The organism is Actinopolymorpha alba DSM 45243 (assembly GCF_000373925.1).
Classification (GTDB): domain Bacteria; phylum Actinomycetota; class Actinomycetes; order Propionibacteriales; family Actinopolymorphaceae; genus Actinopolymorpha; species Actinopolymorpha alba.
On sequence record NZ_KB892833.1, the window covers coordinates 1 to 10,829 of the forward strand.

The following is a 10,829-nucleotide window of genomic DNA, read 5'->3' on the forward strand; positions in this document are numbered from 1 at the left end:
ACTTCGCCGCATCCTGCGCAGGCGCCCCGCTCGCCGTGGTGAAGGAGCACATCGAGAACCAGAAGCATCCCGACCGAGGCAGACAGCGCAGACCCGTGCGTCCGTGCAAGTCACCCCGGCTTTAAGAAGCGACTCCACCCCGGGCCTGAAGGCCCGGGGTTCCTCGCTAGATCCTACTGAACAGCGCCATCGGAGCCGTGGGCACGTCGATGAACGGGACTAAGGCCGTCAGCAGCCTTGCCGTCTTCGACACCAACGCAGAACACCTGCGGACACTCACGATCTGCACAGCCCTTACCTCGGTGCGTGTCCTCAACCCGGTAGTCGCGGCAGGCTCGTTGTCACTTACAGTACGCTTCGGGAAGTGTCCGAAGGGACGCTCCAAGCCACTCTCGCAACGGGTCATTTCCGAAAAGTAGCCACCAGCAGCCGGGGTGGGCACGCGCAGGTGCCGCGCCGCCGTCGTCATCCTTGAGGATTGCATGGCTAAGCAGAACTTCGAAGGACCCACCCGTCTCATTGACGCAAGCACCGGCCGGCCCGTCCGGCAGTACACGATGAGCGGCGGGTACTACGTCCGGGCCTCCGCCGCCCGGCACTTTTGGGGTCGCGTCCTCGACGGTGTCGTCTTCCTCGCCGCGTTCGCGGTGCTGTGCGCACTGGTGGTGGTTGCACGGAAGGGCATGGAAAACAACATCGCCACCCTGGAACTGGCATACAACGACGGGTTCTTCTATGCGCTGTTCGCCGTGCTGTGGTTCGTGGGACTCTTCGTGTACGGCATGGTCTGGGGGACGTGGGGACTCCTGGGGGAGCGGGCCGCGCGCATGCGCTCCGTGCGGATCACGGATGGGACCACCTCCGGCGCCTGGATCGGCGGTTGGCGCGCTGTCGCCTGGTCATTCATCCCGCTCTACGTCTTCTTCCTTGTCGGCAGCATGTTTGAGACAACCAACGTCGACCATTCCCCCGGCTACATTCCCCTCGACCTGGAATCCGGCCTGGGGCGCGGAGAACCTCCCGTGGAGGACCCCGCTCTCCTCGCCAAGGAACAGGCCCAAGCGCAAGCCAACACGGAGCTTCCCAAGCTTTACGGAAAGAGCTCCGATGCGCGGCCGTAACTGGCTGGGATAACTGGTCTACGTCGCATCATCATCGAGGATCTTCTGGAGCTGGCTGCTGCCGTGTCTCATCGTCGGCTTCATCTTCGGCACGATCGGGCAGTTCGTGACGCCGGCCAGCTCGAGCGACCATACACCGGACCGGTTCCAAAACCTGCCGGTGTATCTGGTCACCTGCGTGCTGACGGGCCTGGTCCTCTGGTCGCTCACCTTCGGAATAGCGTTCCGCAAGCTTCTCGTGTTCGACGGCGAATGGTCGCCTCCTACGCCCAGGCGCGAACCACCCGGATCTTCCCCTGCGACCAGGTCCATCCCGAATCCATCAAGGTGGTCACGAGCCGCGATGGCTCTTCTCCCGCAGCCCTGCTGGTTGCCAGGGAGGTGTCCCGCCTCGGCGTCACCGGAAAGTATGCGTTGGTCTTCCGGGCCCAGGGACCCCAACAGGACGCTGCAAAGGCTCCGGCGGTGGACGGGCGCTTTTGGACCTTTGAAAGCAACGATGATCCGGCGCCGCTGGTCCGCTCGATCCGGGACGGCATGCTCAACGCACGCATTCCCGGTGCGGAACGAATCACCAAGCAGGCGCTGCCGCCAGCAGTCGTCACGACGAAGACAACTCTTGACTAACCGCTTAAAGGTCAGCTACCTGCCGGTAAGGTTTATCCACCACGTTCACGCTGACCATTAATCAATGCGACAGCCGCCGGGACGGTGACCTCGTACCGCAGCTGCTGAAAGACCCGCGCCACATCCCTGCGCGTCGGGACTTTGGCCGTTCAGTGGAGGATGTGGTCCAAGGCAACGTGGATTGCCTTACCAGGCTGTGGAAACGGCGCTCATCGCTTTGCGACGCGGGCGATGGCACGTGGAATCGGCGTCGTCTTCCTGATTGTCGGCAGCATGTTCGAGGCCACCAACATCGACCATTCCCCCGGCTATGTTCCGCTCGACCACTGCTTCATTAGGTCGCTGATGGTTCTCCTTCTGGCCAAACCTCCCAGCTCGGGCAACTCGTCCCACCGGGGAACCTTCTCTTGAGGAGTCGCTCTATGCACTCAGCAGATCATCGCCTGCTTGCTGAGCGGACCGTGTGCGGTTGGTTCGGGGCCGATCCAGCGTGGATCGGCTGGCTCGCTTGCAGGTTGGTATCGGATGTCGGCGGACAGTCGGATGCAGGCTGACGTGTTGTCGAGACTTGCGTGCAGGGTGTGGATGGGGAAGGTGACGACGTCGCCGGCGGTGAACTCGCCGGTGAGCCATCGCAGTCCGAGTTCGCGCTGCAGCTGGGCCGGATTCTCGGAGATGTAGCCAGTCCATCCAGCGTTTTCGTTCGCGGATTCATCGTCGCTGGCGCAGTAGGTGTCGACGTCTCTGCTGCCGTACTCGCGCCGGATGTTGTCGAGTCGGTGTGACTTTTCGAGGATCATGAGGCCGCCAAGATCGAAGGAGACGTCTCCCAGTGGGATCCATACGGTCATGAGGTGTGGGGTTCCGCGGTTCATGAAGACGCTGTCGCCGTGGGGGAGGGTGCCGGTCCCGGGATAGACCGCGCGGAGCCAGGTGAAGTCGAAGTGCCGAACGTTCTCGCCGAAGAAGTGGGTGTAGAACGCCGGAAGCCGGCCGTCGTAGAGCACCCGCTGCAGCGGTGGGCTTGCCAGGGCAAGGTCGGAGAGGATGCGCGTCGCGGGCCGGGAGCCTGGGATGCCTGCCTCCGGGTCAGTGTCGGCGGCGAGGGCGCCGTCGACCGCGGCGAGTCGGCACAGCACGTCCTGTCGGGCGGCGAGCACCGCGGAGCGGTCGAGCATGCCAGGTAGGTACAAGTAACCGTCCTCGGTGACACGCTGTCGCAGCTCCACCGGATCAACATCGGTGCCCTCGGACCGGCGCAGGGGTCCGAGGGCAGCGGGCGAGGCGTCGAGCGGGGACCCTTGGGCTCTGAGCTCTGGGAAGGTGATCGCGGGCATGTCGTGATCCTGTCCTCCGTGTCGCGTGCCGCTTGCAATAGGAGATGACGCTAGCCACGGGTGGTCCAGTTTGTGTTGTCGAACCTGACCTGGCTCCTTGTGTTTTCTGACCAGAAGGTCGGACGTGCGCGTCATTGGCCAATGGTGGCCCGGAACTTGCGGGGGCTCTTGCCGGTGACCTGCCGGAACCGATGGGAGAAGTGGAACTCGTCGCAGAAGCCGAGGGCGGCAGCGATCTCGCGATCAGTCAGCCGTCCTTGCGTCATCAGTTCGCAGGCGCGTTCGATGGAACGTGCGGCCCGGTACCTGGCTGGAGGGACGCCAGCGAGTCGGCTGAATCGCTTACGAAAACCGTCGTAGGACATGGAGAGCCCGGCCGCGATCTCGTGCAGATCGATCTCCCGCCGGACGTCGGCGTCGAGCAGCGCGCAGGCCCGTGCCAGCCAGTCGCGGTCCTCGGCGGTCCGTCCGCTCTCGACCTCGACCAGTGCCTCCGCGAGCACGGCGGCCAGCCTCGACACGTCGCGGAGCGTCGCCGCGGAGCTCAGCGGCCGTTCGCGACCCAGGGCATGGTCGAACGCCTTCGCCCACCGTCCGACCGGTTCCAGATGCCAGACGGGGCGCGCTGGATCGAGCAGTCCGTGGCGCCGCCAGAGATCAAGGAGAGGGCCGTCAATGACGATGAAGAGTTCGCTCCACGTGCCGCCGTCTGGCGGTCCGTAGCTGTGCGCGACGTCGGGGAACAACACCAGCAGGTCACCAGCCTCCACAGGTGTGTCTAGGCCCGTCTCGTCGGCGAAGTGGCCCGCCCCGGCGAGGATGTAGACCAGGCCATAGCTACCCAGAACCCGCCGGGGTTCTGCGGGAAGGATGCGGGTCTTCTTGCGCATGTATCCAGCGAGCGAGATGCTTCCGAGTGGTGAATTCGTCGCGTTTCGCAGGAGCAGCGACGTCGACCGGGCCATATCGCCATCTTTCTCGTCGTACCAGAAAACACAAGTCGCTGGGTCATCACACGCAACACACGTACCAGCGCCTCCATTAGCGTGCGCAGGCGTCGGCGGAGGGGGGCTGTCGGCAGAGGGGAGGTCGTCGGCAGAGGGGAGGCTACTGTGCGGTGGGGACATCTACCGGGTCGGTCGCGAATTCTCGTCGCGGCAATGGTCGGCGCGCTATTTCCAGTTCTTGTCCTGGGCGCCGGGGCGGGGGCGGAGGTTGGCGGATCGGTCACCAAGTCGGCGGTCACGGCTGACGCGACGAGCGGTTCGGGTCCCCGGATCGACGCGACAACCAGGGGCGACCGGCGCGGCGTTTACGGCGCTGATGGCCATGTCGTGGTCGGTGACCAGACGACGCACCTGCCGCCTGGCGTCGAGGTCCAGATCGGGGGGTCGCCCTTCGTCTGGGACGCTGATGCAACGGATTTCCGCGCTCTACAACGGCCCGACGGCGAGGGGCGGGTCGCGGCGGCTCGCTACGGCGGCCAGTTCGACACGACCATCAGCGTGCCGGCAGGGCAGGCGTACCGGCTGGCGGTCTATCTGCTGGACTACGACACCAACAACACCAGGGCGCAGACTCTGACACTGACCGACAGCTCCGGTGCAGTGCTCTCGACCTACACCGCGACCCGCTTCGCCTCCGGCCGCTACCTGCTATGGGACATCGACCAGGATGTGACGCTGCGGATCGTCCGGACTGGCGGTGCGAACGCCGTTCTCAGCGGGCTGTTTCTGGACCCGATCGGCACTCCTGACCCCGACCCTGACGCCACACCTCCGACCGTCCGGCCAGAGGTGGTGGGATCGCGGACACCTGGCGGCGCCTACACCGGATGGGCCCGCGTCACCGCTGCGGCCGACGACGGGTCCGGCGCGGGCGTGGACATGGTTGAGTACGCCAGAGACGGCGGCGCCTGGCAAGCGTACGAAGGACCGCTGTGGGTCCGGAACCCTGACTCCCACGCGTTCGCGTTCCGCGCCAGTGACCTCGCGGGCAACGTCTCGGCAGTCCAGTCCGTCCAGGTCGACGTCGTGTCTGGCGAGTCGGACGTCGTTCCGCTTCGCCTGCTCGGTCTGAACGACTACCACGGTGCCGACGTGAATGGGCCACGCCTTGCCACGATGGTGGGCCAGTTGCGGGCCGAGCAGCCGAACACGGCACTCCTCGGCGTTGGTGACCTGATCGGCTGGACCTCGTTCGTCAACGACGCGACCCGGGACGAGTTCGTCGTCGACTACCTCGAGTACCTCCGGATGGACGCCTACGCGGCGGGCAACCACGAGTTCGACGAGGGCATCGACGAACTCCTCCGAATCAAGAACGGCGGTTGTCACCAGGTCGACGGCTGCTTCGACCACGACGGCGACGGCACCATCGGCACCCGGGAGTACGACGGGGCGGCGATGCCGATACTCGTCGCCAACCTGGTCGACAAGCACAACCGCAAGCAGGTCTTTCCCGGGTCGGTCATCGTCGACGTCGACGGTGTGAAGGTGGGGATCATCGGCACGACCACCGACCAGACCGCGCCCGGTATCGGGGTCGAACTCTTCCCGCACCACGAGTTCATCGACCCTGCGGTGGCGACTAACAGGGAGGCCGCGAAGCTGGCCGCCCGCGGTGTGAAGGTCATGGTGGCCCTCGTGCACGAGGGCGGGAACGGCTCGACGGGTTCCTGCACCGGTCGATCCGGTCCGATCTTCGACATCGCCGACCGCATCGATGCGAGGGTCGATGTGGTGATGAGCGGCCACTACCACACGTCGTACTCCTGCGTCATTCCCGATCCGTCTGGTGCGCCCCGTCCGGTGCTCGCGGGAACGGCGGGCGCCACCCAGCTCCAGGTGGCCGACCTCATCGTCTCGCGAGACACAGGTGAGGTGGACCGATCATTGACCGCGGTGGGCGTCCGCGACGTCTCGCCGGCCCTGCCCGGTGACAGTGGCGCACGCGACATCATCAACCGGGCAACAGCCATCGCCAACGCCAAGGGCGGCCAGATCGTCGGCCGGATCAGCGGTGACATCCTCCGCGGCCGCAACCCGGCCGGAGGTCTCGACCCGACCCAGGAGAGCCCACTGCTCAACCTGCATGCAGATGCCGAGCTCGCCTGGGTCCGCGCGAACGTCCCAAACGGCGCCGACTTCGGCCTGGCCGACCACCTACTGGTCAACGGTGACTTGACCTACCGGCGAGCCGCTGGCGAACCCGAGGACGGCATCGTGACCTGGCGCGAGACCTGGCTGTCGCAGATCTACGACGCCCGGATGCTGGTCCTGAAGATGACGGGCGCCGAGGTCGAACGCGTCCTTCGGGAACAGTGGGACGAGCATCTGTTGATGGGCGTATCCCACAACGTCCGGTACCTGCGCGACCCGACCGGGCACGACATTCCCGGTCATGTGCGTGCCGACCTCGTTTTCGTGGACGGGGAGCCGCTGGATCGCGAACGTACCTACCGGGTGGCGGTCAACTCCATCATCGCGCGCGGCTTCGACCGGATGCCAGCGTTCCGAGACATCACCCGCCGCTACGACACCGGCGTGCCCGTGCGGACCGCCCACAACGCGTACCTGGCCGAGCATTCACCGGTCGGGCCCGAGGGGTTGTCCGGACGGATGCCGACGGCAGAGGATGTCGCCGACAACCTGGTGGGCGCCGAACTGCGGGTCGACGGGCACGACCCGGCCAGTCCGGTCGTCAGCCTGGATCTGTCGGCACCTGATCCATATCCGGGACCGATCACAGTGACGGCAACGGTCGAGGATCCGCTCCAGGTCAGCCCGGTTAGTTCGGCGCGTGGCTGCACGGTTCGACCCCACCGCCTGGTCTGTGTCTATGACTCGATCGAGCACGCCGCGGAGTTCGCCGTCCGAGTGCTGACGGAGCGGGCGGAACCCGGCCGCTACAGCGTCGACGTGGACGTCGCCGGACCATTCATCGTCTCGACGAGCGCGACGGCGACCGTGGAGGCGCGATGAGCGGGCGGAACGTTCATCTGGAGAGGTCGTCGCGGCTCGTGCACCCGCCGCTCGCCCGGCGACCGGCAGCGGTCAACCCGAAGGATCGCCTGGGCAGCCCAGTCCTAGATCGGGCGGTCGTGGTCGTCGTACGTCCGCAGGAGCATCAGGGCCGGACGCCTCGGCCGTCGAATCCGATGAGTACGCACTGCCACGCCGCGAAGGCAGCGACCACATCACGCTTATCGACGCGATGACCGCCAGCTCGTTGAGAAGGAGTAGGACGACATGACCGGACCAAGCAGGCGAGATTTCCTCGTGCGCGCCGGCGCCCTCGGACTTTCCACCTCCAGCCTGGCCACACTTCTGTCCGCCTGCAGTCGCGACGAGGAGGGTTTCGGGGCCAGGCGTACTCCCCGGCCGAGCAGCTCGGCGGACCGAAAGCTGCGCGGCCGGCTCGTGGTCGGCATCATCCAGGATCCTCCGGATGCGGCCAAAGAGGCGCTCACCAAGGCATACCGTCAGCGCCAGCCCGACGTCGAGCTCGTGTGGGAGACGAAGGACTTCGGCGGCCCGGACGGCTATGTGAACTGGCTGGGCACCCAGCTGGCCGCCGGGAAGGTCAGGCCCGACATTGTCTCCGGCAACTACGTGCCGACCTTCCGTGGGTACCTCAACTTCGAGGAGTACCGCAACGCCGTCAACCCGTACACCGGAAACCCCTGGTCGAAGGACCTCGACTTCGACAGCGGTCGGGAACTGAACGCATGGGCGGAGCGTTACCTGCTGACCACCCAAGCGGCGCACGTCAACTGGTTCTACAACAAGGCGCTCCTCGATCGGGCAGATGTCGAACCCCCGGCGACATGGGCGGAGTTCGCCAACGTGTGCGCGGCGTTGCAGGCGGCGGATGTGACACCGGTGTCGGCAAACTTCCAGTGGCAGGTGCCCCAGTGGCTGACCGAGATCTATTTCGATCAGTATCACGTTGACTGGGTGGAGACGGTCCGCGCGCGGGAAGGCGACTGGAACTTCGACCCCGAGGTCGACGGGAAGTTCTCCCTCGACCCGGCCGAGCCCAACATCCACTCGCTTTACACCTACAGTCCGCAACGGTTCTACCAGGGCCTCGCCGACCATACGCTGCGGTTCGACACGCCGGCGATGGCCGACCTGGTGGGCAACTTCGCGAAGGTGTTCCCGAAGTATGCACCCAAGCTCGCGTTACTGTCGTTGCTCCCGGCACTGTGGCGGACGCTGGTCGTCTCGGTGGTGTCGATCGTCGGCATCGTGACAGTGTCCACTCTCGCGTCGTACGCCTTCGCGCGGATCAGCTTTCCTGGCAGGGAGGTCCTCTATCACGTCGTCCTCGCCGTGATGACGATCCCGGGAATCATCCTGCTCACTCCCCACTTTGTCCTGGCCAACCAGCTCGGCATGGTCGGCTCGCTGTGGGGCCTGATCGCGTTCTACATCGCCGGCGGCCTGCCGTTCGGGATCTTCCTCATCACGACGTTCTTTCGTTCCCAACCCGGGGAGATGTTCGAGGCCGCACGGGTCGACGGTGCCTCGGAGTTGCAGACGATGATCCGGATCGCCCTCCCGCTAGCGATTCCGATCGTCGTAACCGTGGCCATGATGAACTTCCTCAGCATCTACGGTGACTTCATCTGGCCGACGCTGATCGTGTCGAAGGACAACGAGACGCTGCTCATGGCGTTGCAGGCGTTCAATCCGCAGGTGGACCAGTTCGCCAACAGGCCCGACTTCGGTGTGCAGGCGGCCGGCTACGCCTTCGCCACGTTGCCCCAGCTCATTGTCTTCACGCTCGGCATGAAGTACTTCGTCGCCGGCGTCACCTCAGGAGCCGTCAAGGCATGACCAGTGTCGCGTCATGGCGCAGAGCAGTGGTGCGGACGCCACGAAGGGCAGGGAAGCGACATGATAGGTAGTCGAAACCTGACGTTGCGGGTCACCCCGGACGGGCCGATCCACGATCTGGAAGCCGCGCGCGATGCCGCACGCGAGAGGCGACGACCAGGCCAGGAGGTCACCATCCTCGTGGCACCAGGGCGCTACCCGATGACCCGGCCGGTGCGATTCGGCCCGGCAGACTCGGGTACGACGGTCACGGCGCTGGATCCGTCCGACCCGCCGACGTTCGACGGCGCGGTCACGCTGTCGGCATGGCGGGAGTCAGAGGCGAACGGTGTTCGCGTGTGGGAGGCAACCGTTCCTACAGGGTCGGCGCGGTCGTTGTTCGCCGACGGTAGACGCCTCCCGAGACCGCGGTACCCCCGCGAAGGGTTCCTGCGGATGGCCGGGCAGCCAGGGCTCGATCTTGGCGGCGGGATGATCGACACGCTCTACGACGGATCCGACTCGTTCACCTACCACGAGGGTGACGCGTGGCGTTTCCGCGACCTCGAGGCAGTGGAGGCGGTGGTGCCGCACTACTGGGTCGAGGAACGCATGCCACTGGTCGAGCTCGACGAGCTCCGCAGGCTCGCCCGCAGTAGGCCCAGAGCTCTCGAAGGTGACCCCAGGGGCAAAGTAGCTGTCCCGATTCCGCGTGATGACGGCTGGGCCTACGGTGTCGTGTCGTGCGCCTGGAGTGGTCTGCGGATGAGGTTGTGGGGTCGTGGACGCTGGTCGATGAGGACTGGCGACTGGTCGCGAACAAGGCTGGTGCGACCCGGCTGGGGTTCGCGCTGTTGCTGAAGTTCTTCGAGTTGGAGGCGCGGTTCCCGGCTGGGGTGGAGGAGTTCCTGTCCCCACTGTTCTGGACCCACATCAACCCCTACGGCCGGTTCCACCTCGACATGGACACCCGCCTCGACCTCACCACGTCTATTCCCGCCACAGGTCCGGCCTGACCTCTCAGCGGCGGTGTCCGTAAGCCGATCCCTGACCGGCACGCGTACCGGAGTCGGTGGCTCGACGCTCAGTCTGCGTGAAGGTCGAATTCGTTGCTGTCTGGGTCGGCCAGTTCGACGCCGTCAGCGAGGTCGGCAAGACGGGTCGCACCGAGCGAGACCAGTCGTTCCGCCTCGCTGGTCGGGTCAGCGGTGACCAGGTCGAAGCGCTGCCGGTTCCTTCCGGTCTTGGGTTGGATCGGCGGTCTGCCCCATGGGTCCCATGAGATCTTGGTGCCGCCGAGCGGCGACTGGACTGCGGTCTGCTCGTTCTCGTCCCACACCAGCGGCCAGCCCAGCGCGTCGCGCCAGAACAGGCCGACGTCCCGGGAACCGTCACAGGTGACCTCGCCGAGGTAGCCGGTGCCGGCCAGGTAGTTGTTGCCCGGCTCGATCACACACAACTCGTTACCGCCAGGGTCAGCCAGTACGACGTAGTGCTCATCGGCCCCTTGGCCCACGTCAAGGTGGCGGCCGCCCAGGCACAGCGCCTTCTCAACGGTTCGCTGCTGGTCCTCGAGGCTGCTGCTGGTCAGGTGGAGATGCAGCCGTCGCGGGCCAATCTCCTTGGTGTCGGAGGTGACGAAGCGGAGCCCGACCTGAGTCTTGCCACCCGGTACCAACGCGCCGCCGGGCTCGGTGCGTACCTCTCGGTCGAGCAGCCCGGCCCAAAAGGCCGCCACCGCGGTCGCGTCGGCCACATCAAAGGTCACCGCTTCCAGTCGCAGAGCCACCNCTGCACCCTAGGGCGGGCTCCTGGCGTTGGCGACCCGGTTTCAGCCGCGGCTGAGCTTCGTGCGGGGCAGCGCGACCCGATAGATGCGGCCTCGCGTACCGATTGAGGAACCTGATCCGAACTGGCTCGCC

The 10,829-nt window shown here is 65.8% G+C and carries 9 protein-coding genes; 6 read left to right on the forward strand and 3 right to left on the reverse strand.

The annotated features are described in order from the left end of the window. Nucleotides 1-482 precede the first annotated feature (482 nt). Both B141_RS0138120 and B141_RS48540 read left to right on the forward strand, forming a co-directional pair. Nucleotides 483-1,121 (forward strand): hypothetical protein, encoded by a 639-nt coding sequence (locus B141_RS0138120; protein ID WP_020580423.1) that lies wholly within the window; start codon nucleotides 483-485, stop codon nucleotides 1,119-1,121. 252 nt (nucleotides 1,122-1,373) lie between these two features. Then, complete coding sequence (locus B141_RS48540; protein ID WP_020580425.1) at nucleotides 1,374-1,748, forward strand: hypothetical protein; 375 nt, start codon at nucleotides 1,374-1,376, stop codon at nucleotides 1,746-1,748. A 428-nt stretch (nucleotides 1,749-2,176) separates the two neighbouring features. Here B141_RS48540 and B141_RS0138135 read toward each other — a convergent pair whose 3' ends face one another. Both B141_RS0138135 and B141_RS0138140 read right to left on the reverse strand, forming a co-directional pair. Beyond that, entirely contained in the window at nucleotides 2,177-3,085 is a 909-nt protein-coding gene (locus B141_RS0138135; protein ID WP_020580427.1) for a phytanoyl-CoA dioxygenase family protein, read from the reverse strand. Nucleotides 3,086-3,216: 131 nt separating this feature from the next. Beyond that, on the reverse strand, nucleotides 3,217-4,050 hold the full coding sequence (locus tag B141_RS0138140) for a helix-turn-helix domain-containing protein (protein ID WP_020580428.1): 834 nt from the start codon (nucleotides 4,048-4,050) through the stop codon (nucleotides 3,217-3,219). Nucleotides 4,051-4,245: 195 nt separating this feature from the next. On the opposite strand from B141_RS0138140, the gene B141_RS0138145 reads away from it, so the two are divergent. From B141_RS0138145 to B141_RS51135, 4 genes are all read left to right on the forward strand, one after another. Beyond that, nucleotides 4,246-7,068: a bifunctional metallophosphatase/5'-nucleotidase gene (locus tag B141_RS0138145; protein WP_020580429.1), complete on the forward strand. Its 2,823-nt coding sequence runs from the start codon at nucleotides 4,246-4,248 to the stop codon at nucleotides 7,066-7,068. 267 nt (nucleotides 7,069-7,335) lie between these two features. Further along, the gene (locus B141_RS46710; protein WP_020580430.1) at nucleotides 7,336-8,928 is read left to right on the forward strand and encodes an ABC transporter permease subunit; all 1,593 of its coding nucleotides are present in this window, start codon (nucleotides 7,336-7,338) and stop codon (nucleotides 8,926-8,928) included. Between the two features lie 60 nt (nucleotides 8,929-8,988). Next, the gene (locus B141_RS51130) at nucleotides 8,989-9,768 is read left to right on the forward strand and encodes a hypothetical protein (protein ID WP_020580431.1); all 780 of its coding nucleotides are present in this window, start codon (nucleotides 8,989-8,991) and stop codon (nucleotides 9,766-9,768) included. Next, nucleotides 9,762-9,923 (forward strand): hypothetical protein, encoded by a 162-nt coding sequence (locus B141_RS51135; RefSeq protein WP_020580432.1) that lies wholly within the window; start codon nucleotides 9,762-9,764, stop codon nucleotides 9,921-9,923. Before B141_RS51130 ends, B141_RS51135 begins: the two co-directional genes overlap by 7 nt. A gap of 68 nt (nucleotides 9,924-9,991) precedes the next feature. Here B141_RS51135 and B141_RS0138165 read toward each other — a convergent pair whose 3' ends face one another. After that, nucleotides 9,992-10,696: a VOC family protein gene (locus B141_RS0138165; RefSeq protein ID WP_020574363.1), complete on the reverse strand. Its 705-nt coding sequence runs from the start codon at nucleotides 10,694-10,696 to the stop codon at nucleotides 9,992-9,994. Nucleotides 10,697-10,829 lie beyond the last annotated feature (133 nt).

Coding starts and splice junctions, on each gene's coding strand:
- B141_RS0138120 (WP_020580423.1), top strand. CDS start 483: ATGGCTAAGCAGAACTTCGAAGGACCCACCCGTCTCATTGACGCAAGC.
- B141_RS48540 (WP_020580425.1), top strand. CDS start 1,374: ATGGTCGCCTCCTACGCCCAGGCGCGAACCACCCGGATCTTCCCCTGC.
- B141_RS0138135 (WP_020580427.1), bottom strand. CDS start 3,085: ATGCCCGCGATCACCTTCCCAGAGCTCAGAGCCCAAGGGTCCCCGCTC.
- B141_RS0138140 (WP_020580428.1), bottom strand. CDS start 4,050: ATGGCCCGGTCGACGTCGCTGCTCCTGCGAAACGCGACGAATTCACCA.
- B141_RS0138145 (WP_020580429.1), top strand. CDS start 4,246: ATGGTCGGCGCGCTATTTCCAGTTCTTGTCCTGGGCGCCGGGGCGGGG.
- B141_RS46710 (WP_020580430.1), top strand. CDS start 7,336: ATGACCGGACCAAGCAGGCGAGATTTCCTCGTGCGCGCCGGCGCCCTC.
- B141_RS51130 (WP_020580431.1), top strand. CDS start 8,989: ATGATAGGTAGTCGAAACCTGACGTTGCGGGTCACCCCGGACGGGCCG.